Source organism: Noviherbaspirillum sedimenti, from assembly GCF_003590835.1.
In the GTDB taxonomy this organism is placed as follows: domain Bacteria; phylum Pseudomonadota; class Gammaproteobacteria; order Burkholderiales; family Burkholderiaceae_D; genus Paucimonas; species Paucimonas sedimenti.
In genome coordinates this window covers 3771147-3797403 of sequence record NZ_QYUQ01000002.1, presented here as the reverse complement: position 1 = coordinate 3797403, position 26257 = coordinate 3771147, and the positions used below count along the sequence as shown (strand labels likewise).

Annotated in this window: 25 protein-coding genes; 7 read left to right on the top strand and 18 right to left on the bottom strand. The window is 55.8% G+C overall.

Annotation, left to right across the window (positions count from 1 at the left end):
• The first annotated feature begins 1 nt into the window (after position 1).
• The 3 genes from D3878_RS17625 to D3878_RS17615 all read left to right on the top strand — a co-directional run bounded on the left by D3878_RS17625 (position 2) and on the right by D3878_RS17615 (position 5764).
• Positions 2 to 2953 (top strand): PAS domain S-box protein, encoded by a 2952-nt coding sequence (locus tag D3878_RS17625; RefSeq protein WP_119786682.1) that lies wholly within the window; start codon positions 2 to 4, stop codon positions 2951 to 2953.
• Positions 2954 to 3040: 87 nt separating this feature from the next.
• The gene (locus D3878_RS17620) at positions 3041 to 4945 is read left to right on the top strand and encodes a putative bifunctional diguanylate cyclase/phosphodiesterase (protein ID WP_233556376.1); all 1905 of its coding nucleotides are present in this window, start codon (positions 3041 to 3043) and stop codon (positions 4943 to 4945) included.
• A gap of 270 nt (positions 4946 to 5215) precedes the next feature.
• Positions 5216 to 5764: a MarR family winged helix-turn-helix transcriptional regulator gene (locus D3878_RS17615; protein WP_119786680.1), complete on the top strand. Its 549-nt coding sequence runs from the start codon at positions 5216 to 5218 to the stop codon at positions 5762 to 5764.
• Positions 5765 to 5872: 108 nt separating this feature from the next.
• On the opposite strand, the gene D3878_RS17610 is transcribed toward D3878_RS17615, so the two are convergent.
• The 4 genes from D3878_RS17610 to D3878_RS17595 form a co-directional block, all read right to left on the bottom strand.
• Positions 5873 to 6103, bottom strand: a complete 231-nt coding sequence (locus tag D3878_RS17610) for a biotin/lipoyl-containing protein (RefSeq protein WP_119786679.1) — start codon at positions 6101 to 6103, stop codon at positions 5873 to 5875.
• A 43-nt stretch (positions 6104 to 6146) separates the two neighbouring features.
• Positions 6147 to 7139: an alpha-ketoacid dehydrogenase subunit beta gene (locus tag D3878_RS17605; protein WP_119786678.1), complete on the bottom strand. Its 993-nt coding sequence runs from the start codon at positions 7137 to 7139 to the stop codon at positions 6147 to 6149.
• Complete coding sequence (locus D3878_RS17600) at positions 7136 to 8122, bottom strand: thiamine pyrophosphate-dependent dehydrogenase E1 component subunit alpha (RefSeq protein ID WP_233556375.1); 987 nt, start codon at positions 8120 to 8122, stop codon at positions 7136 to 7138. The genes D3878_RS17605 and D3878_RS17600 overlap by 4 nt, the downstream gene beginning before the upstream one ends.
• A gap of 277 nt (positions 8123 to 8399) precedes the next feature.
• Complete coding sequence (locus D3878_RS17595; protein ID WP_119786677.1) at positions 8400 to 8846, bottom strand: nuclear transport factor 2 family protein; 447 nt, start codon at positions 8844 to 8846, stop codon at positions 8400 to 8402.
• Positions 8847 to 9171: 325 nt separating this feature from the next.
• Between D3878_RS17595 and D3878_RS17590 the strand changes: the two genes are divergently transcribed.
• From D3878_RS17590 to D3878_RS17575, 4 genes are read left to right on the top strand one after another with little or no spacing between them, the layout of a single operon-like run.
• Positions 9172 to 10572 carry an aromatic ring-hydroxylating oxygenase subunit alpha gene (locus D3878_RS17590; RefSeq protein ID WP_119786676.1) on the top strand — a complete coding sequence of 467 codons (1401 nt, stop codon included), beginning with the start codon at positions 9172 to 9174 and terminating at the stop codon, positions 10570 to 10572.
• A 15-nt stretch (positions 10573 to 10587) separates the two neighbouring features.
• Positions 10588 to 10917, top strand: coding sequence for a Rieske (2Fe-2S) protein (locus tag D3878_RS17585; RefSeq protein WP_119786675.1), 330 nt, complete (start codon positions 10588 to 10590; stop codon positions 10915 to 10917).
• 33 nt (positions 10918 to 10950) lie between these two features.
• Positions 10951 to 11913, top strand: a complete 963-nt coding sequence (locus tag D3878_RS17580) for a PDR/VanB family oxidoreductase (RefSeq protein WP_119786674.1) — start codon at positions 10951 to 10953, stop codon at positions 11911 to 11913.
• A 33-nt stretch (positions 11914 to 11946) separates the two neighbouring features.
• Positions 11947 to 12312, top strand: coding sequence for an EthD domain-containing protein (locus tag D3878_RS17575; RefSeq protein WP_119786673.1), 366 nt, complete (start codon positions 11947 to 11949; stop codon positions 12310 to 12312).
• Between the two features lie 88 nt (positions 12313 to 12400).
• On the opposite strand, the gene D3878_RS17570 is transcribed toward D3878_RS17575, so the two are convergent.
• From D3878_RS17570 to D3878_RS17505, 14 genes are all read right to left on the bottom strand, one after another.
• The gene (locus tag D3878_RS17570; protein WP_119786672.1) at positions 12401 to 13693 is read right to left on the bottom strand and encodes an aromatic ring-hydroxylating oxygenase subunit alpha; all 1293 of its coding nucleotides are present in this window, start codon (positions 13691 to 13693) and stop codon (positions 12401 to 12403) included.
• 25 nt (positions 13694 to 13718) lie between these two features.
• Positions 13719 to 14246 (bottom strand): nuclear transport factor 2 family protein, encoded by a 528-nt coding sequence (locus D3878_RS17565; protein ID WP_119786671.1) that lies wholly within the window; start codon positions 14244 to 14246, stop codon positions 13719 to 13721.
• A 75-nt stretch (positions 14247 to 14321) separates the two neighbouring features.
• Positions 14322 to 16451: a PQQ-dependent dehydrogenase, methanol/ethanol family gene (locus D3878_RS17560; protein ID WP_158592305.1), complete on the bottom strand. Its 2130-nt coding sequence runs from the start codon at positions 16449 to 16451 to the stop codon at positions 14322 to 14324.
• Between the two features lie 128 nt (positions 16452 to 16579).
• A complete protein-coding gene (locus D3878_RS17555; protein ID WP_147384020.1) occupies positions 16580 to 17338 on the bottom strand; it encodes a hypothetical protein in 759 nt (252 codons plus the stop codon).
• A gap of 510 nt (positions 17339 to 17848) precedes the next feature.
• Positions 17849 to 18610: an SDR family NAD(P)-dependent oxidoreductase gene (locus tag D3878_RS17550; RefSeq protein ID WP_119786668.1), complete on the bottom strand. Its 762-nt coding sequence runs from the start codon at positions 18608 to 18610 to the stop codon at positions 17849 to 17851.
• Between the two features lie 74 nt (positions 18611 to 18684).
• Entirely contained in the window at positions 18685 to 19449 is a 765-nt protein-coding gene (locus tag D3878_RS17545) for a glucose 1-dehydrogenase (RefSeq protein WP_119786667.1), read from the bottom strand.
• A 59-nt stretch (positions 19450 to 19508) separates the two neighbouring features.
• Complete coding sequence (locus D3878_RS17540) at positions 19509 to 19832, bottom strand: 2Fe-2S iron-sulfur cluster-binding protein (RefSeq protein ID WP_119786666.1); 324 nt, start codon at positions 19830 to 19832, stop codon at positions 19509 to 19511.
• Positions 19833 to 19849: 17 nt separating this feature from the next.
• Positions 19850 to 21106, bottom strand: a complete 1257-nt coding sequence (locus tag D3878_RS17535) for an NAD(P)/FAD-dependent oxidoreductase (RefSeq protein WP_119787971.1) — start codon at positions 21104 to 21106, stop codon at positions 19850 to 19852.
• Positions 21106 to 22359, bottom strand: coding sequence for a cytochrome P450 (locus D3878_RS17530; RefSeq protein ID WP_119786665.1), 1254 nt, complete (start codon positions 22357 to 22359; stop codon positions 21106 to 21108). The genes D3878_RS17535 and D3878_RS17530 overlap by 1 nt, the downstream gene beginning before the upstream one ends.
• Before the next feature lie 154 nt (positions 22360 to 22513).
• Positions 22514 to 23341 carry an enoyl-CoA hydratase/isomerase family protein gene (locus tag D3878_RS17525; RefSeq protein ID WP_119786664.1) on the bottom strand — a complete coding sequence of 276 codons (828 nt, stop codon included), beginning with the start codon at positions 23339 to 23341 and terminating at the stop codon, positions 22514 to 22516.
• 25 nt (positions 23342 to 23366) lie between these two features.
• The gene (locus D3878_RS17520; protein ID WP_119786663.1) at positions 23367 to 24128 is read right to left on the bottom strand and encodes an SDR family NAD(P)-dependent oxidoreductase; all 762 of its coding nucleotides are present in this window, start codon (positions 24126 to 24128) and stop codon (positions 23367 to 23369) included.
• Between the two features lie 154 nt (positions 24129 to 24282).
• Positions 24283 to 25065 carry a tyrosine-protein phosphatase gene (locus D3878_RS17515; protein WP_147384018.1) on the bottom strand — a complete coding sequence of 261 codons (783 nt, stop codon included), beginning with the start codon at positions 25063 to 25065 and terminating at the stop codon, positions 24283 to 24285.
• A gap of 14 nt (positions 25066 to 25079) precedes the next feature.
• Positions 25080 to 25835, bottom strand: a complete 756-nt coding sequence (locus D3878_RS17510) for a 2-oxo acid dehydrogenase subunit E2 (protein ID WP_119786661.1) — start codon at positions 25833 to 25835, stop codon at positions 25080 to 25082.
• Positions 25836 to 25839: 4 nt separating this feature from the next.
• A complete protein-coding gene (locus D3878_RS17505; protein WP_119786660.1) occupies positions 25840 to 26247 on the bottom strand; it encodes a nuclear transport factor 2 family protein in 408 nt (135 codons plus the stop codon).
• Positions 26248 to 26257 lie beyond the last annotated feature (10 nt).

The window sequence follows — 26257 nt, the reverse complement described above, 5'->3', positions numbered from 1 at the left end:
TATGCTTAGCAACTCCCCAAACCATCTTCCAAGCTTTCTTGCGCGACTGAAGTGGTACTACCTGGATTCGCTCAAAGGTCGTCTCATCGCTTTATCGCTCGGCTTGTCCCTGACCCTGATGTGGGCGCTGGTATTTCTCTCGACCTCCTTTCAGCAGCAGAAATTCAGTGAAGTGCTGTTTGACCAGCAGTTCACATCGGTACGTCATCTTGCCGCCGACATTGCTGGCGAACTGCAGGGACGCGTCGGCATACTCACCGTTTCTGCCGCACGCATTCCCGACAAGCTCTCGCCGCGCGTCCTCGATGACCATCTGTCGCAACTGGTCACCTTACACCAGGCCTTTACCAGCGGCATCATTGTCATCGGGCTGGATGGCAGGGTGATGGCCGATTACCCGTCCATGCCGGGGCGCCGCGGCATGGACGTCGGCGAACGCGACTATTTCCAAAACGTCGTGAAGACCGGCAAGCCCGCCATCGCCACGCTCGTCACGGCAAGATCGTCGCAGCGTCCGACCCTGGTGATCACCGTGCCGGTGCGAGACCACGCCGGCAAGGTGCGGGCGATCCTGGCCGGCGCGACAGACTTGAGTGCGCCCAATTTTTTCAGCCGCGTTTTCGAGCGCAAAATGGCAGGCAAGGGCCAGTTTTATATCACTTCGCCGCATAACCATCTCGTTCTCGCGTCGACCGATCCTGCTCGCGTCCTGACCGCGGCACCAGCACCAGGCCAACACGCAGTCTACGACCGCTTCGTAGCAGGCTTTGAGGGCTCCACCAGTGCGCGCAATACCGAGGGCATAGCGACGCTCTTTTCCGCCAGTTCCATCCCCATGGCGAACTGGCTCGTGACGGCCACCTACCCGGCCGAGGTAGCGTTCCAACCGGTGACCGCCATGCGCAATTATCTGATTGCCATGGCCGTCATCATGACGCTGCTGGCGGTTTTCCTCACCCACTGGATCACGCGCCGCATGCTGATTCCGCTGGACGAGGCCGGGCAAGCGATACAGCGGATGACACAAGACGCTGTTCCGTTTGCTCCATTGCCCCTGAAAGGCAAGGGCGAGGTCGGGGGGATTATCAATCATTTCAATGTCCTGGTTGAGGATCACCATCGTAGTGCGGCAGCGCTCGCCGCTAGCGAGCAGCGCTTCCGGACGCTTTTCGAGAGGGCACCGGATGCGATCTACGTGTGCAACCGTGGTTGCTTTGCCTATGCGAACGCAGCCACGCTGGACCTGTTTGGCGCCCATTCGCAGGACCAGTTGCTGGGCCACCCCATCCTGGACCGGGTCCATCCTGATTTGCATGGGGTTGTCGAAACCAGCCTCCAGTCGGTCATCGAGGCCAAGGAATCCGTTGCGCTAATGGAAGTGAAGTTGCAGAGAATGGATGGCTCGGTGGTGTATGCACGGATTTCCGCCATTCCGTTTCACTACGAGAATGAGCCTGCCGCACTCGTTTTTGCCCGGGACATTACCCAGCGCATACATGCTGAAAAAGCGCTGCGGGAAAGCGAGGAGCGCTTTCGCCGTCTGGTCGCGCTCTCGTCGGAATGGTACTGGGAGCACGACGAGAACTTCGTGGTGACCACCGTTGCAGGCTGGAAGGCAATCAAAAACGGCAGAATCCCGGAGCACAGCATCGGGAAAACTTCCTGGGAACTGGGGCTCGGGAGTGACGAACCATCCTGGAAGAAGCATCGCACCAGCGTGGAAGCCCGCCTCCCATTTACGGATTTTGAGTACACGAGGCAACTGTCAGACGGCAGCATCGCGTGGCACCACGTCAGCGGCGAGCCGGTGCATGATGAAAATGGCGAATACAAAGGCTACCGCGGCACGGGCAAAGACATCACCGAGCGCAAGCTGGCCGAAAAGGCGCTGCGGGAAAGCGAGGAACGCTTCCGTCGCCTGGTCGCGCTCTCGTCGGAATGGTACTGGGAGCACGACGAGAACTGCGTGATGACCACTATTGCAGGTTGGAAGAGCAAAAAAAGCAGTGCTGACCAAAAATACCAGGTTGGGAAAATTGCCTGGGAACGCAGGCCCGGGAGTGATGATCCATCCCGGCAGGCACAACTCGCCAAGGTGGAAGCCCGCTGCGCATTTAAGGACTTTGAATACGCAAGGACTGAACCGGACGGTAGCGTCATATGGTACAGCATCAGTGGTGAACCAATGTTTGATGAAGACGGCACTTACAAAGGCTACCGCGGCACGGGCAAAGACATCACCGAGCGCAAGCTGGCCGAAGCGGCCTTGCGTCAGTCGCAAGCGCGCATCCGCGAACTTGCTGCCCATCAGGAAGAAATCAAGGAACAAGAACGCAAGCGGATTGCCCGCGACATCCATGACGAGCTAGGCCAGACGATGCTGGCCATCCGGCTTGATGCCGTCACGTTGACCGAAAAAACTGCCGCCACGCATGCGGATTTGCATGGTTCAGCACTTCTCATGCTCGATCACATCGATACGGCGATGGCAAGCGTGAAAGCGATCATCAACGACCTGCGGCCGTTTGTTCTTGATCTGGGGCTGGTCGCGGCGGTGGAGTGGCAAATTCATGAATTCGAGAGCAGGAGCGGCATTGCATGCGACCTGGAAGTGGACGGCGAGGATTTCTCGCGCCACCTCGATGCACGCAGTTCCACCGCATTGTTCCGCGTCCTGCAGGAATCCCTCACCAATATCACCCGGCACGCCAAGGCAAGGCAAGCAAGAATTGTAATCCGAACGGAACACAACCAGCTTGACATGACCATCGCTGACAATGGCATCGGCATCGCCCCCGATCACCTGAACAAGAAAAGCGCATTCGGTCTGGCGGGCATCAAGGAGCGGATCAACGCACTCGGCGGCAAGTTCACCATGGATAGCGCTCCCGGCAAAGGCACGACGCTGCGCTTTTCCATTCCGATCCCGGTGCCGATCAAAGCGCCGTGCTGATGGCATCGTGACGAGCGGTGCGCTTCGCGCTGAATGAACCCGCATGCCGGCCTATAATGAATCGTTATGTGTGCTGGAGCGGGATCCATGAAACACCTTGCCGATGAGCCAATGGGTGACCAAGCCGGCCCTGCGTCAGTGGATGATCAGGCACAGAAACTGGCACGCGTTCATCGTGCTCTCAGAACCTTGAGTGCCGGCAATCATACTTTATTGCATGCGTCGGACGAACAGCAACTATTGCGGGATATGTGCCGGGTCATTGTGGAAACTGGCGGCTACCGGATGGCTTGCATTGGATATGCGGAACACGATGAAAACCACACTGTCCGCTGGATGGAGAGTGTCGGTTTTGAGAAGGAATTGCTCGACGCGCATCATTTCAGCTGGGCGGATGAGGGAGCAGGCCGTACCGCGGCCGGCACCGCGATCCGCACCGGTAAGCCCGTCGTGGGGGATAATCTTCTTACCGATCCGGCCTATGCCTTTTGGCGCGAGGATTCAATCAAGCTGGGTTGCTCTTCCGCCGCCGCGTTCCCCCTGCGGGTCGAAGGAGAAGTGCTCGGTGCCCTGGCCATGGCTGCGGCTGAGCCTGATGCCTTCGATGAAGAAGAAGTCAATCTGCTCAGTGAATTGGCCGATGATCTGGCCTACGGCATTGCCAATCTGCGGATCCGCGAAAAACATCGCGAGGCCGAAGCGACCATCGCGCGCCTTGCTTACTATGATGGGCTGACCGGGTTGCCTAATCGCACGTTCTTGCTGGAGCGTCTGGAAGAATCAATGCAAGAGGCGAAACAGCATCACCGCGCGCTGGCATTGCTGCACTTGAACGTTGGGCGCTTTCACGAAATCAATAAAGTCCTGGGTTACCGTTCGGGGGATCAATTACTGCAGGAACTCGGCCGGCGCCTTGAGCTAGCTGTCAAGGAAAATGAAACGCTGGCGCACGTGGGGGAAGCGGAGTTCGCCTTGCTGTTGCCTGCGACGAGTGCCGAGCATGCGATCCAGATGGCGCAACGGCTTGCCAGCATTCTGCATGACCCGGTGGAAGTGTCCGGCCTCATGGTCGATGCCAGCGTGAACATCGGTATCGCGCTCTTTCCTGGCCACGCCACCACTCCGGAAGCTTTATTGCGCAGGGCGAATGCCGCGATGCACGAAGCCAGGCCGGCGCGCGGCGGCTATGCCATGTACACCGGCGGCCAGGAAGAACAACATACCAGGCGGCTTGCGCTCATGGGGGACTTGCGGCATGCCATCGAGCACAACCAATTGCTGCTGTATTGCCAGCCCAAGGTGGACATCGCTTCGCGGCGCGTATGCGGCGCAGAAGCATTGGTGCGCTGGGAACACCCGGTGCACGGCATGATTTTGCCCAGTGAATTCATCCCGCTCGCGGAGCAAGCGGGATTGATCACGCCGCTCACCGATTGGATGCTGGAATCCGCATTCAGCCAATGCTACGCCTGGCATGAGGCCGGGCTGGACCGGCCGTTGGCGGTTAACTTTTCCGCGCATGACCTGCGCGATCCCGATCTGGTCGAGCGGATCCGGGGCTTATTCTCGACCTGGGGCATCGGACCGGAACTGATGCAGTTCGAACTGACCGAAAGTGCATTAATGGAGGATCCGGCCAGCGCCCTGGAGACGCTCACCGACTTAAAACAGCTGGGCACCCAGCTGTACATCGACGACTTTGGCACGGGCTACTCCAGCCTGAGCTATTTGCAGAAGCTGCCGGTGGATTACATCAAGATTGACCAAGCATTCGTCATGCCGATGACGGTATCCGACGATTCGGCAGTGATCGTGCGCTCTACCATCGAACTGGGCCACAATCTTGATATGAAAATCGTGGCGGAAGGGGTGGAGAGCCAGGCGCACTGGGATAGTTTGGCGTCGCTCGGATGCGATGTGGCGCAAGGCTATCACATCAGCAAGCCGATGCCGGCAGAGCAATTCAGGAATTGGGAAACCAGCTGGGCCTGACTGGCTCTAGCCAGGCATCGACAGGCGCTTCAGGGCGTCCAGGTCGCACAGCGTAATGCGGCCGTAAGTGGCGCTCGATCAATCCATTCTGTTACTGGAAGTTTGCGTGCATCGGCACGTGTTTTTATGCAACATGCGTTCAATGAACTATGGCCGGATCAATAAGCGCGTCGTCGATTGGTTGTATGTAATAATAATGGTTGACTAACATATATTTACGCGTCATGGTCGATGTTGAGCGCGGAGTTGATAGAAAGAAACCGAGAAACCATGAAGAAATTGTCAGGGAAAAAAACGGACAGCCTGGCCAATTCGAAACCAGAGTCCCGAAAAAAAGAAGCAACGGAAAATCTGCTGGATGCGGTGATCAAGGATGTGCGGCTCGGGTTTCTGATGCATGACGTATCACGGCTCAGGCGCACCGTCTTTGATGAATTCATGAAGCCTTTGGGTGTCACACGTTCCCAATGGTGGGTATTGGCTTACCTGTCACGGCAAGACGGCATGATCCAGAGCGATTTGGCTGACATGCTGGAGTTAGGCAAGGCTGCACTTGGGGGTCTGCTGGATCGCCTGGAAAATACCGGCCTGATCGAAAGACGACCTGATGAACTTGATCGGCGCGTCAAGCGTGTGTACCTTACCAGCGAAGGCACACAAACCATCAAGAAAATGCGCGTCAAGAGCCAGGAGATGAGCGAACGCATGCTCGAGGGTCTAGGCCTGGAAGACAGGCATGCGCTTGCAGACATGCTCGGCCTTGTAAAATCGAATCTTCTTGCAATTAACAAGAATCCTGAAGATTCTGAAGCCACGTAATCCGTTTCCCAGGTGGGCAACGGATTAGGACCCCAAAGTTAAGCCGGCAGGCTGTGCGCCTTCGACGCCAGAGAGCCCCGTTACCTGCCGGCGCTCCATGGCGGCGTCCTAATTGATTTCAGCGAGAACCGCACCAACCTGGTACACCTCGCCTACTGTGGCGATGATCTTCAAGGTGCCGGATGCGGGCGCCTCGATTTCCTGTACCGCCTTGTCGCTCTCCAGCGCGTAAAGCGGCTGACCTTCGGTGACCGCTGCGCCATCTGCATGCAGCCACTCCGCAATGGTTGCTTCATTCATGGAAAAGCCGATTTTTGGTAGCAATACTTGTGTAGTCATTTCGAACAGTCCTTAAGTAGAATCAGGTTAAAAGACGTCAAGGTTACTTGAGCGTGGCGCGGATTGCGGCCTCAATGTCGCTTTGGCTTGGCATGAACGCGGTTTCAAGCGGCTTTGAAAAAGGCACCGGGCAGAATGCCGAGCCGACCCGTCCCACCGGGGCCAGCAATTGGCCAAAAAGACCTTCGTTGATACGGGCGGAAATTTCAGCCCCAACGCCGAAGTTCTTCACCGCCTCGTGCACAATCACCGCCCGTCGCGTCTTGGCGACGGAGTTAAGGATCGTCTCCGTGTCCAGCGGCGAAATCGTGCGCAGATCGATCACTTCAACCGCGATGTTTTCAGCGGCGAGCTTTTCCGCGACAGCGGCGATGTCATGCACCTGGCGGCTATAACCGATGACGGTCACATCCGCACCTTTACGCACAACATTCGCCTTGCCCAGCGGGATCCGGACGCCCTTTTCCGGCATCGGACCCGGGATCCAGTAGCTGGCGATGTTTTCGATAAAGATGCAGGGATCATCATCCTCGATACAGGAAAGCATCAATCCATACGCTTCAGCTGGGCTGGACGGCACCACGACTTTCAAGCCCGCCGTATGCGCGAACCAGGCCTCCAGAAAGTCCGAGTGCTGGCCGCCGGCGCTGAATCCGGCGCCAGTCATGGTGCGGATTACCATCGGCACATGGGTCTGCCCGCCGGACATGAAGCGCAACTTTGCCGCATGATTGACAATCATGTCCATTGCGACGGTCGTGAAATTCATCAGCATGATTTCCGCTACCGGCCGCATGCCGACAATCGCTGCGCCGATTGCGGCACCGATAATGGCTTGCTCGGAAATCGGCGTGGACCGCACCCGCGATACGCCATACTTTGTGGAAAGGCCTTTCGTGACACCCATCACCCCGCCCTCTTCGCGGTCGGCGACGTCTTCACCCAGGACGATGACGTTCGGGTCATTACCCATCGCGTAATCCAGCGCCATGTTAACCGCCTGGATGGTATTCAACATTTCAAGCTTGGCGTTCATGCTTCCACCTCTTGTGCGTAAACATCGCGGCGCAATTCGGCCACGTCCGGGAATGGGCTTGCCATTGCAAATTCGACTGCCTCATCGATTTCCTGTTTAATGGCTTTCTCGATCATGTCAATTTCTGCCTCGCTGGCGTGCTCGTTGCTGATCAACCAGGCCCGGTATGCAGGAACCGGGTCTTTTGCAATTGCGGCCGCCTTTTCAGCCGGATCCATATAAGCATCGACATCGCCGAACACATGCCCCTGGAATCGGAAAGTTTTCGCTTCCAGCAGCGTCGGGCCTTCGCCTGCACGCGCCCGCGCAATCGCCGTGCCTGCCGCCTTATACATGGCTACCGGGTCATTCCCATCCACAGTCACGCCAGGCATCGAATAACCCGGGGCCCTGGCCGCAATGCTCACGGCGGAGGTGCCGTATTCGTATTTTGTGTGCTCGGCATAGCCGTTATTCTGGCAAACAAAAATGACGGGAAGCTTCCAGACGGATGCCATATTGAGCGCTTCGTGGAATGCGCCGATGTTGCTTGCGCCGTCACCGAAATACGCTATGGTGACACGCTTTTCGCCACGAATTTGCGCGGCAAGCGCGAGTCCATTGGCGATTGGCATGCTGCTGCCGACAACGCCGGTCGTTACCATGACACCGCTGGCCGGGTGGGTAATGTGCATCGGACCACCTTTCCCCTTGCACGTGCCAGTTGCCCTGCCCGCGAGTTCCGCCCAGAGGAGTTTGGTGGGAACCCCTTTTGCCAGCATGTCGTGAATGCCGCGGTAAATTGTGCAGATATAATCGTCGTTGGTCAGTTGCACCGATACTGCAGAAGGAATAACCTCCTGGCCTCGCGGGGAGTAGTAGGGCATGACCAACCTTCCTGACTTCACTACGGAACGGAAACGTTCATCGTTCTGTTTGATCAGACTCATTTTCCGGTACATCTCCACCAGGACAAGACGGTCAGGCTGGTCATGCTCTTTCATGTTCATTCTCCATAGTATCTACATTTGTTTCAAAGCATAGGTGTCAGGATTTCAAAATCCGCAGGGCTTGCCCAACCATGTTTCGCTCCGGCCTTGCATTCACCTTGTCAGCACGCCATCGATTGCATCAATCGGCAAACAAGGCGCCGGGCGCCAGATTTAAATTATATTAGCATATCGTCCGCAACCATACAACACGACTCTTTTTTCTTGCGCCGCTGTCATTTCATGCAGCATAAAACAGCCCACCAGGATTCGACCGGCTTAACCGCCATGCCTACAAACTGGACGAGACATGCAAGCGGGTCAGCCTCAAGGTCTGGATGCGCCAGCGGCCATCGCTTTTCACATAAGTTTCGTGATAATGCCCCTGGCCGTGGAACATGCCGGACGCGCCATACAACCAGTCCTCCATCGCCCATATGCCGCGTGCCTCATGCTCGGAGATAATGTCAATTTGCGGCGTGTGGCCGTAATGCGCGCTGACAAGCGGCGCCAACCCCTGCCGCGCGAAGGCGACAAAGGCCTCGCCCCCGGAAATGGTTGGCTCATCATGGACGCGCCCTGGCTGCGGCGGCTCAAGCGAACCACGCACATCAATCGTTGCATCGTCAGCGAACACCTCGCGCAAACCGTCCCAGTCCTTCAGATCCAGACAGTGGAAGTAGCGCGCCTTGAGATGCTTGACAGCCTCGATTGCCAATAATTTCTTAATATCGTCCACTTAGCCACTTCCTTCTTAAAAGTCAGCGACGCTTGCCGCGCCATCAACCCTGTTTAAATAATATGCCGCATGAGGGGATACGCTGCTGAAATCCCGGTATTTTTCTTGCGCTTGAGAGCGCTCAGGAAATTATAGTATATATGCATACTGTCAGTGTCAATCTGATTTCTGCAATCGCGCCTGTTCGGCACATTTTGCCGATAATGACGCAATCAATTATGTATTGACATATATAGTTCGCTGCCATAAGATTAAATTTGATATCGTGAGCGTGCCGCGATTTCCACATAATTATTCGCACGATAAGTTGATTTTGGAGGAACAAATGGATGATGCAGTGCTGTCCAATGACAAGCAGGTTTATCGCCCAGGTGAATGGGCAGTAACCCCCGGTGTTGCCGCCGGCTCGCCGGGAGAAAAGTCGCCACCGCTGGCGCAGCTTTACCCGGAAAAAGACAAGTATCTCATCATCCCGCAGGCACGGTACACCGATCCTGCGTTTGCCGAACTCGAGTGGAAAGCCGTCTGGTCCAAGGTTTGGACGTGCGCGGGTTTGGCCTCTGACATTGCCGATCCCGGGCAGTGGTTCAAGTACGATCTCGGCAGGGAATCCTTTGTCGTCGTTCGTCAGAAAGACGGCAGTATCAAGGCGTTTTACAATGTCTGCCAGCATCGGGGACGGCAGCTTGTCACCGAAAATTTCGGACGCAATCACAGTTTCGTCTGCCAATATCATTCATGGGTGTTCGATCTCGATGGCAAAAACCGGCGAGTTACGGATCGTGAGTATTTCGAGCAAGATGCGCTCTCCGGAGACCTCAGCCTGAAAGCGGTTCGTTGCGAGACCTGGGCGGGTTTTGTGTTCATCAGCATGGATGAAAATGCCAAGCCATTGCGGGAGTATCTTGATGGGATACCCGGAATCTTTGCTGGCTATCATTTCGAAAACATGCATGTCGTCAAGGACGTGGTGGTTGAAGTTCCGTGCAACTGGAAAATTGGCTATGAAAATTTCCTGGAACCCTACCATGCCCATATCACGCACCCGGAAATCCAGCCAGCTGTAGATGAAGTGCTGAATCAATACGATTTTTATCGTAACGGCCATGGCAACGCCATTACGCGCGTTGGCTTGCCCAGTGAGCGTTATGCCGACAAGAACAACATTAATCCAGCGCTGGCTTTCCTGCTACAGGAAGCGGGCATTAACCCGGAACAATTCCAGGGTCGCGCCACCGATGTGCGCCAGGCACTCATCGCAGCCAAGCGCAAGGAAGACAACCCTTGGGGAATCGATTATTCCGGGTATGTCGACAGTCAGCTCATGGATGACTGGAATCCTTCCTTTTTCCCGAACATGACGTTCAATGCGCACCCGGAAGGTACAATGGTCCTCCGCTTTCTGCCGCACCCAAGCGACCCGTCAAAATATCTTCTTCACCAGTGGGTGCTGATTCCCAAGACCAAACCAGGCGTGCCGGTGCCATACTACATGGGCGTGGAACCGGATGTTGACATTTCAGGGACAGTGCGGCCGGCGCGGCGCTACACGACCCTGGCCGATCCGCAGATGGGATTGGTCGTCGGACAAGATATTGCAAACCAGGTGGGCATGCAACGCGGGGTCAGCTCGAAAGGCCTGTCCAGTGGCGTGCGATTGAGCGAGCAGGAGCAGCGCCTTCAGCAAATACACGCTGAAATTGACCGCCTCATTGCAGCTATTTGAGTTACTGGATCGATCATGTCTTCATTTATCAAAGCACTGCCCATTGCAGACATCCCGGAAAACGGTAACAAGGCCGTTGAAATTGCCGGAAAGTCTGTGCTCATTTGCAATAGCCAAGGCAGCTTTTATGCAATTGCCAATGAGTGTACGCACCAGCGCAGCCCGCTGGAGGGCGGCAAGGTTCGCGGCACCTTCCTGTTCTGCCCGCTCCATGGCGTACGATTTGATCTGCGTAACGGCATGCCTTCGGGCAATCTGACCAAGGTCTGTGTCAAAACGTATGAAACCCGCGTTGTCGATGACTGGGTTGAAATCGCCGAAGCAACTGGCACTGCGGCAGCTTGATGCCCGCGCTGATTTTTTTTATTAGGTGATGCAATGACGAGCAATGAATTTTCTGTGCGCGTAACGAAAAGGGTTAAAGAAGCAGAAGATGTCGTCAGCCTTGAGTTGACCAACGTTGACAGCGCTCCTTTGCCTGCCTTCAGTGCAGGTTCGCACATCGACGTGCAAATTGCCGATGGCCTTACAAGGCAGTATTCTCTTTGCAATGATCCATCCGAGGAGCATCGCTATCTGATCGCCATCCTTCGCGATCCGGTCTCCCGCGGCGGCTCGATCAAAATCCATGATGACATCCGCGAGGGTGATATCCTGAAGATCAGTCGTCCAAAAAACCACTTTGCCCTTGGCCACGCCAGTCATTCCCTGCTGTTTGCCGGAGGAATTGGTGTGACGCCGATTTTGTGCATGGCAGAACGGCTGGCCACGACTGGCGCCAGCTTTGACATGCATTATTGCGGCCGCTCGATCGAGCGTACGGCTTTCCGGGACCGGATCGCCGGTTCTACATTTTCAGACAAGGTCCATTTCCATTTCGATGATGGCGCCGCTGAGCAAAAACTGGATTTGCCCAAAGCGCTCGGCGCCGTTGGTCCGGATACGCATCTCTACGTCTGCGGCCCGACGGGCTTCATTGATTTTGTCGTGAATTCGGCCAAGGATGCCGGATGGTCCGGCGACAGGATCCATTTCGAGTATTTTGGCGCCGCCGCGCAGGATGCATCCAGCAATACCAGCTTTGACGTCAAGATTGCCAGCAGTGGCATGACTTTCACCATACCAGCAGACAGGACGGTCACTGCTGTACTGGCTGAAAACGGCATTGAAATCGACATGGTTTGCGAGCAAGGGGTATGCGGCACCTGCATTACCCGCGTCCTGGACGGCATACCCGATCACCGCGACCAGTTTTTCAGCGATGAAGAAAAAGCAGCCAATGACCAGTTCACGCCGTGTTGCTCGAGGTCAAAGAGCAAGTGCCTGGTGCTGGATCTATAACACTGCAATTGCTATCCGAAAGAGCAACCATTCATGATCAAATTTATTGTTATGCTCAAAAAGAGAGCAGACTTGACGACAGAGCAATTCCGCGATTATTACGAAAGTACCCATGCTGTGCATGCTGTCGATAAACTCGGGCATCTGTGGGCTGAATATCGGCGGAATTACCCATTACAGTCTTTTAGCATGGCATCAGGTGAACCGGCCGCCTTCGAATATGATGCAATCACTGAAATCGTATTCAAAGATCAGGCCGCATTTGATGAAATGATGAGAATCACCAGTGAACCGGAAACCAAGCGTTTCTTTGCCGAAGACGAAGCAAAATTTCTCGATCGAGATGCATGCAGGCATCTTATCTGCAATGTCGCTCATTCAATGCTGAGCGCTGCATAATCGACCAGGCATGCCGCGGATAATGAATCACTCTTGACCGGATAATCTCCGGCCGAGAGTGATCACATGGTCCGGCTATGTTGCCGGATCACCGCGGCCGGTAGCCTTCCATGTAGCGATCGATCATGTCGTGATATTGCTGGACCCGTCGCTCCTGGTGGGCGAGCCTGGAGCCCTTGTATCCACGGGAATGCAATGCCCTTTGTTGATCCGCCATGACGACGGCATCACCATCAAGGATCACCCCTAGCGTCCCTTCCCCATAGTTACGCCATTCCCGGGGAGCCGGGCCAGCCAGCCGAGAAGCGTCGCCGTTTTCAGTCAGCAAGCGCGTATAGGCATTCTCCGCGCCCGCGGCATAAAACCAGCAATCAAATACGCAGAGTTCCGGGTCGGTCGGATGCGGCAATGCGCGCAGGTAAAGCATCCCATCCGAATTAATGGATGTGGCGAAGTTGGGGAATACCGTATAGTGGAAAGTGTCCGTGAGCTGGGCGTCGGACATTTTGTTGTAATGACTGAATCCACGCTCGGGACCGAGTTGACGTTTCCGTGCTTGAAGCGCAATGCGGGTTTCATACTCTCGGCCTTGAAAATCGTCCGGATTCAAATCCCAGGTTTGCAGTTCCATGCGGATTTGCTCGCCGAGCGACGGATTATCGCCAAATTTTCGCCGGGCCGGGATGCTCCCCTGCGTCACGCCAAGCGCATGGCCGCCTTCATACAGCGTAATGGCAGTGAGCCGATAATCATCCTCAACGCTGTTGAGGCCCAGGGGATGCGCCGTCGCCACATGATACGTTTCATGGAAATTATCCTGGACTGTTTTCCAGTTGCACGGCATGCGCACGCTAATTGCCTGAACCCGTGTCATCTGCTCCATCGGGTATGCCGCCCACTCATCCCAGATCGGCCCCAAAAACGTCTTCAGAGACGCGCATTCCGGATCCATGTTAATCCAGACAAAGCCGGCAAACACATCGCACCTGAGTTCTTCAAGCTGGGCGTGGCCACATGGATTGGGGGTAAAGTCTTCCGCATCCTGCGCCTCCAGACAAGCGCCATCGAGCCCCCATTTCCAGCCATGATAGCTGCAGGTAAAAGTGTCCATGCTGCCGTCCGGCACGACGGCCAGCCGGTTTCCACGGTGCTGGCATACATTGTAAAAGGCCCGGATCCCGGTATCCGCCTGACGCACGATAAGGATCGACTCGGGGCCGATGTCTTCAACGAAAAAATCCCCTGCCTCGGGAATCTCATCTGCGCGGCCCATGATCAGCCATGTCTTGGCCCAGACATTTTCCCATTCCCTGGCAAAGAATTCTCTTGATATGTAACGCTCGCCTTGAAGCGGCAGATCGGTGTTTTTTTGTGTTGTCATTGCGTCTCCTTTTATATGAAAAAAACTATTTCATCTTCCTCAACAAATCCCTACGGAAAACCAGATCCTGTGGTCCGCGCTCGCCCAAAAGAGCGGCAGGATTCGCGCGCGTCCAATCCTCGCAAGCATCTTCCGTCCGGGTCCAATCATGCCGTTCGGTACGGAAAGCGATCTTCCATACGCCCTGTCGCCGCTCATAACGGTCAATATAGCGGCCGCCTACAAACAGGTCTTTTTCAGTACCATCCACCACCAGGCGATGCTGCGCCGTGAGATAAATCTCTCCGTAGGCCGTGTCGCCATCGACATCGATCAGGGCATTGCCGATAAAGTGCTGGGTCGAAGCGATGCCATGCAGGGTTTCAACGACAAAATCACAGAACGCATCCGCCGTGCCGTCGAAAAATCCGCGTTTTTCAGTGGCGTCATCATGGTAACAAGAGCGCATCAGATCCCTGTCAAGCCGGTCCACAGCCCGACAATAAGTACATACGAGCTCGTAAATTTCCTGTTTGTCGAGCAGCCTCTGGATTTGGGGAGAAATTGTGTTCATTGATATTGCCTTTCGATAGTCCGCCTTGGCGCTTTTGATTAAGCACGTCAACCATCTTCATCAAGATGGATCGGGTTATTTTGCCGACTGGAGCTCCTGGCTGCGGCTTCTCAGGTATTGACGAATACCTTCGACCTCGTCCACGCTGAGGTTCTCGAAACCAGGCATCCCCGTTTGCGTCATCGCGCCGCCCCGCACGATCTGTTGGAAGGCTTCCGGGACGCGGGGCACCATCGATGCACGCAGATCAGGTGCCGTGCCGCCGGAAATCGCCTCGAGGCCATGGCAGATGTAGCATTGCTGATGGTAGATTGTGCTGCCGAGCGTGATATTGCTGGCGCCGGGCTGGAACTCCGGATCCGGGGTGGCCTTGGCCTTGTAGAAAGGCGGCGCCGGTGGCAGTTTCCCCTTGCCATCCAGCGCGAAGGTCAGCACGCGGCGCGGCTGGCTCCTCGCATCCCAGCCAAACTTGGCCGATGCATCGCCGAAGAGGCCGTAGCTGGTGCCAAATCCGCTCAACACGGTCACATACTGCTTTCCCTTGACACTGTAGGTGATCGGCGGAGCGATCGCCGCGCCTCGGGTGTTGTAGGTCCACAGCCGTTTCCCGGTCGCCGCGGCATAGGCGTTGAACTTGCCGTCAGCCTGGCCCTGGAACACCAGATTACCCGCGCTCGCCAACGTTCCTCCGCTCCAGTAGCCAGGCGTTTCCACTTTCCAGACCCGCTTCTGCGTGACCGGGTCCCACGCCTGGAGATAACTCACGCCGCCATCGGGCTCAGCCTTTATTCTCACATTGACGGCATTGTCATTGCTACCGCCCTCCCGCCTGCGCCAGTTTTTGAGGTCAATCCCCTTGTCGTTGTAAACCGCGCCAAGCTCCAGCGTCGGTATGTAGACCAGCCCGGTTTTCGGACTGAACGACATCGGCAGCCAGTTGTGCGCACCCAAGGGGCTGGGCCAGAGCTCGAACTCCGTGCCGTTCTCGAAGCGGACGTTGGGCGCCTCGACCGGGCGGCCGGTCGTGAGGTCGATGCTTTTCGCCCAGGTGACCTTGGCATAAGGCTCGGCCGAAATCAGCTTGCCCGTTTCGCGATCGATCACGTAGAAAAAACCGTTTTTTGGCGCCTGCATGAGGACCTTGCGCGGCTTGCCGCCGATCGTCAAGGTGGCCAGCTGCATGTCCATCGCCGCGTTGTAGTCCCAGCTCTCGCCCGGATTGACCTGGTAATGCCACTTGTACTTGCCGGTGCGCGCATCCAGCGCGACGATGGAGCAGAGGAACAGATCGTCGCCCGCACCGGGGCTGCGCAATTTCTTGTTCCACGGCGCGCCGTTGCCGATTCCGAGAAAAATCGTGTCGCTCTCTTCATCGTAGGTCATGGCATTCCAGACCGTGCCGCCGCCGCCGAACTCCCACCATTTGCCCGACCAGGTCTTGGCCGCCATGGCCTGGGTCTCATCCTCGAAGCCGTCGGCCGGGTTGCCCGGCACAGTATAAAAGCGCCACAGCTGCTTGCCGGTCTCGGCATCATAGGTTGTCACGTAGCCGCGCGTCGCCCCGGTGTCCGCGCCGCCGTGACCGATGATCACCTTGCCGGCAAAGACACGCGGCGGACCGCTGATGAAGCGGACATCCTCCTTGCTGGTCGTTTGCACCGTCCAGAGCGGCTTGCCTTTTTTGGCGTCGAGCGCGATCAGCCGCCCTTCCTGGGTGCCGACATAGATTTTCCCGTTCCACCAGGCGAGGCCGCGAATACCCCAGCCGTTGCGCAGCTTGGGTCCCGCCACCTCGGCGACTTTCGGGTCGTAGCGCCACAACTGGCGTCCGGTGACTGCATCGATCGCCCGCACGATGCTGTAGCCTGTCGCGACATACACCACGCCGTCGACGGCGATGGGGGCAGAAACTGAATTGCCGGGGTACTCCAGGTCAAGTGACCAGGCCAGCCCCAGACGGTGCACATTCTTGTCCTGGATCTGGGTCAGCGGACTGAAGTGCTGTTCGCCATAGGTGCGCCCGAAAGCGGCCCAGTCGTTGCCCTGATTGCCGTCACGGAGCTTTTGCACGCCGTCCGCGGCCGCAGCCTGGGCTGCGCAAAAAACCAGAAGCGCCGCTCCCGCCGCTATTTGGATGGCGCGCCAAAAGCGCCCCCCATCTCCTTGAATCCAGCGACTCGCTGGCCTATGCATATCAATACCCATAGATCGTTCCTCGGTAAAAATTTTCCGTATTGCAAAAGCTCGGCCTGTCGATTGCACCCCGAAGCACAAGCGAACAGGCCGCATCGCAGCACCTGCCAAGGCTGAAGCTGCGATGCGGCCAACGCTGACTAGCGAGATGCGGCAGGACTTTGCTGCCACTTCGCTTCAACAGCCTTCTTGGAGGGCAAACGTAACAGAACGAAGAGGTTCGATATCGTCATCAGAGTGAGTACAACTCCAGCGAAATAAAACCAGGGCTGATCAAAATACGGCGAGGCCGTTGTGAACATACCGATGCCTGGCGGCGAAAAATTGTTTGCCACAATAATGACAAAGATGATCGCGAGTACGATCGAACTGCCTGTCCGATCCGTGCGCGTCCGCCACAGGTAGAACGGCCCGATCGCCATCACGGCATTGGTGAGCACGAACCACTTGAACATCGTGTCATCGTCCATTAGCCCGCGTAACAGGAACACCACCGCAAACATGGCCGCAATCTCCGCCAGAACCCACCCGGTGGCTTGTTTTTTCGTTACCGGGGATGCGAAGTATTTCCCCCAAATATCCTGGCGCGCAAATCTCACGGCCAGACACATCCCGACTATCTCGACGACACACCAGACCACCAGCATTATCCACGTCGATTGAAAGAACCAAAATCCGTTATGCTGTTCAGCGAGACGGTAAAACACGACAGCGGCCGTTGCATCATGGGCAAACCAGAAGGTATACATCCAGAACGGGATGGGCATTTTCCGATCTTTGACGGACAGAAAATAGAAGTAGCACCAGATCAGGAATCCTCCCATAAATGGCACGATAGAGACCATTTTCATAAAATCAGGATGATTCGTGTAAGCATTCAGAATATCTTGCAGCAGCATTGTCGCCTCTCTTTTTATCGGTTTTGCCCCAATTTTCAGGACAAGATGCACTGGATGGCAGATAGAAAATCAAGTTCCATTTCCTCCTGCTACCCACATGCGCTAATCCGTACGCAACTGATACTCTGGACTTCGGCCGTCGCAAGCAAAGCAATTTTCATGATTACCTCCTTCCATTGTCAGAGCCGCAGTCTTGGTACGTCCCTTTGCCACGATAACTAATCTTGAAAAAACTTCGTAGCGCAGAATTTATATTATAGGCATAAATTATGGTTGCATACCTATATTTCTTGCATGCTACTCACGAAATTCAGCGCTGCTCATGGTGAACCACATTGAATGAAAACGAAGCTTCGCAATAGCTATTGCATGCTTGTGTGAGGGATAGGGCGTGCACCCGATAGAGGAAGTTGATTTCGTTTGAACAGGCAATTCAGGAAAAATATTTTAGAAAAAAGAGTTCATTTTGAAAACGCCAGATCAAAATGAACCCTTCTCCAAAATACGTTTTTATTTTGCGGTATAACCACCATCGATAATCAATTCTGTCCCGGTGACATATCGCGATTCATCGGAGGCCAGGTACAGTGCGCCATATGCAATATCAATTGGTTGCCCGATATGATTCAATGGTATTACTGCAAGCGAAGCATTCAACACTTCTTTATTAGAGGTAACACTTTGGATCATCGCTGTGTCGATAAACCCTGGATGTAAAGAATTGACGCGGATTTGCTCTTTAGCATAATCCATAGCAACATTTTTGGAGAGTATACGGACGCCGCCCTTGGTCGCACTATATGCCGTTGGACCAGAAGCACCCACCAGGCCTCCGACTGACGATATATTAACGATCGAGCCGCCACCGGCCTTTTTCATTTCAGGAATGACATGCTTGATACCCAAAAAAGTACCTTTTAAATTAATATCCAGTACTTTATCCCACTCTTCAAGCGTGGTTGTTTCTGCAGTATCAGTCATGTTTCCCGATATGCCGGCATTATTTACCAGGACATCAAGCTTACCGAAATGCTTCACGGTTTCACTCACAACATATTTCCACTCGTCTTCGTTCGCGACATTATGTTTTAAGCCTATTACCGTATCGCCATACTCTGCGTTAATTTCTTTAACAATTTGCGCCAATACTTCTACCCGCAAAGCAGTAGCAACGACTTTCGCACCTTCTTTGGCAAACAAGCGCACTTCTGCCATACCCATTCCACCAGTAGCACCAGTAATAATTGCAACTTTGCCTGACAATCTGCCCATTTAAAACTCCCTCATGTATGTATACGTTCTGAAATACAGCCAGCAATGGATGGAGCGATTCTTACCGCCAATCGTCAACGGGCCAGATAGCCGCCATCAACCGCCAGTGCATGGCCATACGTAAATGAGGCATCGTCGGAACACAGCCATACTGCGGCCTTGGCAATCTCATCGGGGCGACCGAAGCGGCCATTGAGGCTCATGTAGGCGATTATGTCCTCGCGTACGACACCTGGCTGATTCAGTGCCAGATCCAGCATCGGCGTTTCGATCGCGCCAGGGCAAATTGCATTGATCCGCACCCCCAGGGACGCAGACTCGACTGCTGCGTTGCGCGTCAGCCCGAGCACGGCGTGTTTGGACGCCGTGTATACTGACTGGTGCAGCTGCGGACGATAGGAATTGACCGACGCGATGTTGACAATGGCGCCTGCTCCCTGCAGGGCCATCTGACGGATCTCTTGCTGCAGGCATAAAAACACGCCTTTGACATTGACTGCCATCAGTCGGTCGTAAACCGCTTCGGAAACCTCTGTTAATGGAAGCCCTGCTTCGAGTTCAACAGCGGCATTGTTCACGGCAAAAGACAGGACGCCAAACTCGGACACCACCGCTGCAATCAGCGCCTCCACATCGGCCGCGACCGAGACGTCACAAGCACGGAATATTGCACGCCCGCCAGCCTCACGAATCAACGCTACGGTTTCCTCGCCGCCCTTGACGTTAACATCTGCAACAACAACAGCGGCGCCAGCCTGCGCAAATGCCAGAGCGGTGGCGCGGCCCATACCGCTGCCAGCGCCGGTGACCAATCCTGCCTTGCCTTGATATGAACTCATTTTTGTCTCCTGCTTTATAGAATTAATAAATTACTAAATAAAAACCACGTAATCGATTATTACCACTGCCGGTCGGGCATCCGAACCGTCAATCCATCAAGCGCATCGGCCATGACAATCTGGCAGCTTAACCTGCTGTTTGCCTGCAATTCCGCGGCCGTGCACTGCAGCATCTCGTTTTCGCGCGAGTTCGCTTCTGGGAGCCTGGGCAGAAACGCATCATCCACGTAGACATGACAGGTTGCGCAGCTGGCGCTGCCGCCGCAGTCGCCAACGATATCGTAGACGCCATTGGATACTGCTGCCTGCATCAGGTTGACCCCTTCCGCAACATCCAGTTCATGGCGGGCGCCCTCATGTGATATGTAAATAACTTTCGACATTATGAATATCCTTAAAATTAAATTTGTTCTGGCTGGATGCTGGAATCCAGAATGCTTTTCAGTGGCACCGTATCGTCGGCAAGCGCCTCGGGAAGGACTCGCAAGCAGTCCAGGACAAGTTGTTTCGATAGATTGAACTCGACCGGCCGATTTACCGTGTCGACAGCGAGCACGCGCCCATCCAGCATGTAGAAGGCACTGAAATTGCGGCTTTCAAGCGATCCGCGGAAAACCAGCTGGTCATAACCATGCGACAGCCCAACCATCTTCAGATTCAGGTCATACTGATCGGACCAGAACCACGGCGCGGCATCCTTGCGAGGTACCTTGCCGCAAATGAGCGCGGCAATTTTCCTGGCCTGCTCGAGCGCATTGGGAACAGATTCGATGCGCACCTTGCGTTTGTAAAGATCGCTGTAGAATTTTGTGCAATCGCCCACCGCCATGATTGCCTCGTCTGTGGTTTGCATTTGCGCATCGACGACAATCCCGTCGTCGACCTGCAAGCCTGCTTCGATTGCCAATTCGCAGTTGGGGATCAGTCCGATGCCGGCCACGACGAAATCAGCTTCTATCCTCGCGCCACCGGCACAACGCACGGCGGTAATCTTGCTCCGGTCCGCCGACAGCTCAAACTCCTCAACCTGTGCGCTGGTCTGTATGTCGACGCCTGCCTGCCGGTGCACGTCCTCATAGAAGTTCGACAGCGGCAGTGCGGTCACTCTGGCCAGCAACCTGGGAGCTGCCTCCAGTACTGTTACGCGCATTCCTGACTTGACAGCGGCAGCCGCCACTTCAAGGCCGACATAGCCACCGCCCACCACCACAAGCCGATGGCCTGGCGCAAAATGGCCGCGAATGGCCGCGGCATCGGCAAGGGTTCTCAGATAGCGGAAATTCTCGGCGCTTCCGGCTGCTGCCGGCAATGGCCTTGGCCGACCGCCCGTCGCCAGGACCAGCCGGTCATAGCCCAGATTGCGGCCATCGGAAAGACTTACCTGCATTCTCCGCCGGTCAATTGCTGCCACCTTTACCGCGGTCAGCAGTGCGATGTTCTGCTTTTCGAATAAGGCCGGCGCTCGCAACCAAAGCGCGTCTGCATTCGCCTCGCCCATGAGATACGCCTTCGATAAGGGCGGGCGGTGGTAAGGCAGTGCGTTCTCTTCACCAACCAGTGTAATGGGCCCGTTCCACCCTGCAGCGCGCGCTGCGAACGCCAATTCGACGCCCCCGCAGCCCGTGCCGATCACGACCAGACGCTCGATGGAAGACATCAGGGCTTCGCCGTAGTGGTTGCCGGATCCCACACCAGCGGCAGCTCTCTTACCGCGCCGACGATGCCGCCCTGATGCACGATTTTTGCCCCAGGTGCAATCTGAAAGTCCGGGATGCGGGCCAACCACTCTTTCAGCGTGAGCATGATTTCCCGACGTGCGAGGTGTTGCCCCACGCATTGGTGAGCGCCGTGACCGAAGGTGGTATGCGAAACCTTCTTGCGGTTAAAATCCACGTGCATAGGGCAGGCATTCTCCCGTTCATCCAGGCCGGTCAGGAGCGGGGGCAACACGATCTGGTCACCCTTCTTCAGTTGCACCCCATGAAATTCCGTATCGGACTTCAGGGTGCGGACATTCACCACCAGTGAAAACCGGCGCAGCAACTCTTCCGTCGCTGCGGGAATGCGCTCAGGATGATCGATCAGTTCCTTGCGGTGCTCCGGGCTTTGCGCGAGAAATTGCATGCTGAAGCCCAGAAAATTGACCACGGTGTCGAGCCCCCCGGCCAGCAGCAGAGCGCCCACGCGTTGGGCTTCCTTCTTGGTGATGGGGCGGCCATTAATCTTGCCATGGACGATTTTGCTGATGGCATCAGCACCCGGATTTGCCAGGCGCTCATCGATGACTGGCGACAGGTAGTCATGCAGCGCATCGCGTGCTGCGACAAAGCTCATCTCGCCGTCGGGCCGCGTCAGTTGGTCGGCGAGGTGTTTCAGATGCGGCGCGTCCGACTCCGGGAGATTGACCAGCATGAGGAAGATGCGGATCGGGAATGGCTCGGCAAAATCCTCGGTGAAATTGCAGTGCCCCTGGGGCCGCAATTTTTCGATCAGGGAGACTGCCAGATCCCTGATCTTGTCTTCCATGCCGTTTACGACGGGCATACCGACGCCTGCACTGACCAGCGCACGGAAATAGCGTTGCTCTGGAGGATCCATCGCCGAAGGGATGAAATCATAGGTTTCCCCGAGTTCCTTGGGAATGATCGGGCACTCGCTGGAGAAACGTCCGTGATCCTCATAGGCTTCTCTGATCATTTGCCCGCGCGTGGCAATCCAGTGGCCGCCGTTGCGCCGGGTCCAGACAAGCTCAGGACTGCCGGGCGCCTGCAATGTCCTCCAGGCGGCCTGCAGCCCTTCGGCGACATTGGGCGGACTGTACATATCGAAATCGACAACCAGATTTTGCGGAACGTGGGGAGGTAACGGTGCCAGGGCGGCGGCCGCAGGTGTGGCTTCGGCAGTGCTCATTTTGTCTCTTCCATTGTTGGTACTCGCTTGAAGCGACTTACTTTATTTATGAATCCGGCCTTATGCATGGCCGGTGAATGAGAACTTCCCTGCCGAAGGCAGGGAAGTTCTCAGGTCTCAACGGCAGGATGAAGCTTGCCTTGGCATAGCCACATTACTTGCCAGCTTGCAAAGCAGGGGCGACGTCAGTCCAATAGACATTTTCCAGCGTTTCGCCGTCGTTAAAACGTTGCTGGAACGCTGCCATGTTCTTGACTGTCAACGGGTCTGCAAACAAGCCCTGGCTGATCGCCTGGTCATTGTCGAGCGCAGCCGACAAATGCAGGTCTTCATCTTCGGTCAGCATGCGTTTCATGCCGGCCAGGGCGACCGGCGGCATGTTGGCCAGATGTGCGGCCATCTCCAGCGCCACCGCGACCGCCTTACCTTTCGGCACCACGCGGTTCAGGCCGCCCAGGGCATGGATGCGCTCGGCAGTGAACGGCAGGCCCATCAGCACCATCTCTGCAGTCGCAGTACGGCCAATCAGCCGCATCAGGCGGGAGGTACCGCCAATGCCGGTGCCGCAGCCGATGATCACTTCGGGCTGACTGAAACGCACGCCAGTCTCGGCAACGCGCAAGTCGCAACCCCATCCGAGTTCGCAACCGCCACCCGAGGTATCGCCCGAGATCGCAGCAATGGTCACGACGTTCTGGCGGCTCACTTCGTTCAGCGAGCGCGCCCATCCCGCCGGGTCGCCGGTCGCCTCGCGCCCGCTCACCAGATTGCGGATGTCGTCGAGATAGGCATGCTCGTACCAGTGCCCGGGCACGCCGGATGCCAGCACCACCACGCGGGCGCCAGCAAGCCGGGCTTCCTCCAGCGTGTCGGCAAGCTGGGTCACGCCCTTGCAGGTGAGATTGTGCTGGGGCTTGGTATCGGTCAGCGTTACCAGTGCCACGCCTTCGCGAGGCCATTCCAGTTTGATCAGGTCTCTCATCAAATACTCCTATTTTTCAATGGCGTTAGTACTGCACTCGCTTGGTGAAACCGCCATCGACAACGAGATTCGTGCCAGTGGTATAACTGGAGGCCTGGCTGGCAAGGAACACGACCGCCTGGGCGATTTCCTCGGGCTTGCCATAGCGGCCGAATGGCATTTGCGACAGCACGTTGTCAAACACCGGCTTCATGTGCGTCTTCACCAGATCCCAGTTGCCGCCGTCAAAATAGGTAGGTCCAGGAGAAACGCAATTGACACGAATGCCCTTGCCCGACCAGTGCTGGCCAAGTTGCTTGGAATAGGTGATCAGCGCTGCCTTGATCGCATTGAAGGCCTGCGGCGCCAGGAAGGTCTCGGTCGCAGCGGTGCTGGCCAGGAACACCACTGAAGGCGACTTCGATTTTTCCAGGAACGGCTCAAGCGTTTCGCAACCGCGCACCGCCCCCATCAGATCCAGTTCGAAGCATTTATACCAGTGTTCTTCGGGGCCAAAGCCACCTGCGGCACTGGCATTGTGAATAAAGATATCAACGCCGCCAAGCGCTTCGGCAGTGTTCTTCAGCCAGCGTTTGTAGGCTTCCGGGTCGCTCATGTCGAGCGCCTGTGCAACCACTTTCACGTCTTTTGCTTGCAGCGCTGCAGTCGCCTTCGCCACCTGAGCCGGGTCGCGCGAGAAAAACCCGATATCGGCCCCCTCGTCCGCCAGCAGTTCCGCAATTGCACGCCCGATTCCGCGGCTGCCGCCGGTCAGGATGACTTTCTTGCCCTTTAATCCCAGATTCACTTTGCTCTCCTTTTAGCCGGGTCATACCGGTATAGTATTAATTATGAAACATGTGCATTCGCGACATTGCGAATATATCGTATCGTTACAGACTATATGTGTCAACACATCTTGCATTTACATGCTTTCCGATGCTCACGCAATGCTTGAAGCATCATGTCTGCAACAAGCGTTGCCGTGCCTGCGCCAGCAAGGACGCATCGACCCCTGCGTGCGCCAGGTAAGCGGCAAAGGATCCGTATTCCCTGTCGATCTCGGCGAATGACCTGTCGAGATACGCTTCATGGGCATGCGCCAGTACGGCCACTGCCGCATAGGGCAGCGATTTTCCCAGCATATGCTCGGTGATTGCGGCGATATTGGCTTCAAATGCCGCCAGATTTCTGTGTTTGTTGGTTAACAAATAATCAAAGGCCACATCCTCCTGGCTTACGCCCAATGCCCGTAAAATCAAGGCTGACACGACGCCCGTACGATCTTTCCCCGCGGTGCAATGCACCAGCAGGGGTACGCCGTGTTCCTGGCCAAGTCTGGCAAACAAGCCGGGGAGATGTCGTTGAATCGAATGCGGAATCGAGCGGTAAACTTCCATCATCATCAGCAACGCGCCGTGTTCAGTCGGGTCGCGTTTCAGGATGTCGAGCAGCGCGGTATCGCCCGAGCGCAGATCGGCCTCAAGATCCATCAACAGCGTCTCGGGCGTAAAATGCGCTGGCCAGTTGGTCGGCGCGTGCTCTCGCTCGCCTTTGCTGCGCAAGTCGTAGACGGCACGCAGGCCAAGCCGGGCAAGCTGGCCGAAATCGGCGATTGTGAGGGCGCTCAGTGTTTCGGAACGAAACAGGCGCTGGCGCCGCACGATGCAGCCGTCGTCAGCCAGATAGCCGCCGAAATCACGAAAATTAGCTGCGCCTTCGAGGCAGAGGTTGTTATCGGTCATGAACACAGCGCCCTTCAATCCAGCATATCCAGTGGCTGCTTGAGAGATTCCCCGATCGCGGCGACGAAACGCGCCGCATCCGCCCCATTGATGACCCGATGGTCGTAACTGAGCGACAATGGCAGCATCATGCGCCACCCCAGTTCGCCACTGCTTTCCCGGTACGGCTTCCATTGCGACCGCGTCACACCGAGAATTGCCACTTCGGGCGCATTGATGATCGGCGTAAATCCAGTCCCGCCGATACTTCCCAGCGAACTGATGCTCATACAGCCGCCAGTCATCTGACTCATCGGCAGCCCTTTTTCCCTTGCCTGCGCGGATACAGCGGCAATTTCTTCAGCGATTTGAAAAACGCTTTTCTTGTCGCAGTCACGAATAACCGGGACCAGCAGGCCTTTGGTGGTATCCACGGCGTAGCCGACATTGAAATATTTCTTCAATATCAGATTTTGTCCGCTTGCATCCAGTGAGGCATTAAATTGTGGAAACTGCCGTAGCGCGCGCTCCAGCGCCTTGACAATGAATGCCAGTGTCGTGAGTTTTACGCCTCTTGCTTCGGCCTGTTGTTTGCGAACTGTTTCCAGCTCTGTAGTGTCGACTTCATCATGATGGGTGACATGCGGAATGACAACGGCATTCCGGGAAAGATACCCGCCGGTGAGTTTCTGGATCCGCGAAAGAGGAATCGTATCGACGGCGCCGAATTCTGAAAAATCCACTTCCGGCCAAGGGGGCAGATTCAACTGCAAGTTTGCTGAAGTACTCATGATTTCAATCAGAATTGGTTGTACACATTAACTTCGTATCCCAGTAATAGGGGCGAACTTCACTGATCTTCCCATCACGGAACGACCAATGTTCAAACACCGTGGTTTCAAACTGTTTACCTGTTGCGACCGAGCGTCCGCGCATCTTCATCTGCCACCCGAACTCATCACCATTGGCCTCGCCGATCAGCAACAGCGGCTCAATTGCAAGATCTGCCCAGGTCGAATTGACACGGCCGAACAGTGTCAGCCAGCCATCAACGCCACGGTAGACGCCACCATAGGGCAGGTTTTCCGCTTCATGGATCGTGAACTCCGGGTGTAACAGGGACTCCAGCGCCACCCGATCGTTGCTCATGGCTGCGACAGCAAAATGTTCCAGTTTCTTTTTATTTGTTTGATGCATTTTCATGACGACACTT

What these genes read in the sequence shown, in the direction of transcription:
- D3878_RS17560 (WP_158592305.1), bottom strand. Translation starts at nt 16,451, where the DNA reads ATGGGTATTGATATGCATAGGCCAGCGAGTCGCTGGATTCAAGGAGAT.
- D3878_RS17580 (WP_119786674.1), top strand. Translation starts at nt 10,951, where the DNA reads ATGACGAGCAATGAATTTTCTGTGCGCGTAACGAAAAGGGTTAAAGAA.
- D3878_RS17515 (WP_147384018.1), bottom strand. Translation starts at nt 25,065, where the DNA reads ATGACCGATAACAACCTCTGCCTCGAAGGCGCAGCTAATTTTCGTGAT.
- D3878_RS17610 (WP_119786679.1), bottom strand. Translation starts at nt 6,103, where the DNA reads ATGACTACACAAGTATTGCTACCAAAAATCGGCTTTTCCATGAATGAA.
- D3878_RS17570 (WP_119786672.1), bottom strand. Translation starts at nt 13,693, where the DNA reads ATGACAACACAAAAAAACACCGATCTGCCGCTTCAAGGCGAGCGTTAC.
- D3878_RS17525 (WP_119786664.1), bottom strand. Translation starts at nt 23,341, where the DNA reads ATGAGAGACCTGATCAAACTGGAATGGCCTCGCGAAGGCGTGGCACTG.
- D3878_RS17540 (WP_119786666.1), bottom strand. Translation starts at nt 19,832, where the DNA reads ATGTCGAAAGTTATTTACATATCACATGAGGGCGCCCGCCATGAACTG.
- D3878_RS17585 (WP_119786675.1), top strand. Translation starts at nt 10,588, where the DNA reads ATGTCTTCATTTATCAAAGCACTGCCCATTGCAGACATCCCGGAAAAC.
- D3878_RS17615 (WP_119786680.1), top strand. Translation starts at nt 5,216, where the DNA reads ATGAAGAAATTGTCAGGGAAAAAAACGGACAGCCTGGCCAATTCGAAA.
- D3878_RS17620 (WP_233556376.1), top strand. Translation starts at nt 3,041, where the DNA reads ATGAAACACCTTGCCGATGAGCCAATGGGTGACCAAGCCGGCCCTGCG.
- D3878_RS17600 (WP_233556375.1), bottom strand. Translation starts at nt 8,122, where the DNA reads ATGAAAGAGCATGACCAGCCTGACCGTCTTGTCCTGGTGGAGATGTAC.
- D3878_RS17535 (WP_119787971.1), bottom strand. Translation starts at nt 21,106, where the DNA reads ATGTCTTCCATCGAGCGTCTGGTCGTGATCGGCACGGGCTGCGGGGGC.
- D3878_RS17605 (WP_119786678.1), bottom strand. Translation starts at nt 7,139, where the DNA reads ATGAACGCCAAGCTTGAAATGTTGAATACCATCCAGGCGGTTAACATG.
- D3878_RS17575 (WP_119786673.1), top strand. Translation starts at nt 11,947, where the DNA reads ATGATCAAATTTATTGTTATGCTCAAAAAGAGAGCAGACTTGACGACA.
- D3878_RS17625 (WP_119786682.1), top strand. Translation starts at nt 2, where the DNA reads ATGCTTAGCAACTCCCCAAACCATCTTCCAAGCTTTCTTGCGCGACTG.
- D3878_RS17555 (WP_147384020.1), bottom strand. Translation starts at nt 17,338, where the DNA reads ATGCTGCTGCAAGATATTCTGAATGCTTACACGAATCATCCTGATTTT.
- D3878_RS17505 (WP_119786660.1), bottom strand. Translation starts at nt 26,247, where the DNA reads ATGAAAATGCATCAAACAAATAAAAAGAAACTGGAACATTTTGCTGTC.
- D3878_RS17545 (WP_119786667.1), bottom strand. Translation starts at nt 19,449, where the DNA reads ATGAGTTCATATCAAGGCAAGGCAGGATTGGTCACCGGCGCTGGCAGC.
- D3878_RS17590 (WP_119786676.1), top strand. Translation starts at nt 9,172, where the DNA reads ATGGATGATGCAGTGCTGTCCAATGACAAGCAGGTTTATCGCCCAGGT.
- D3878_RS17565 (WP_119786671.1), bottom strand. Translation starts at nt 14,246, where the DNA reads ATGAACACAATTTCTCCCCAAATCCAGAGGCTGCTCGACAAACAGGAA.
- D3878_RS17510 (WP_119786661.1), bottom strand. Translation starts at nt 25,835, where the DNA reads ATGAGTACTTCAGCAAACTTGCAGTTGAATCTGCCCCCTTGGCCGGAA.
- D3878_RS17530 (WP_119786665.1), bottom strand. Translation starts at nt 22,359, where the DNA reads ATGAGCACTGCCGAAGCCACACCTGCGGCCGCCGCCCTGGCACCGTTA.
- D3878_RS17550 (WP_119786668.1), bottom strand. Translation starts at nt 18,610, where the DNA reads ATGGGCAGATTGTCAGGCAAAGTTGCAATTATTACTGGTGCTACTGGT.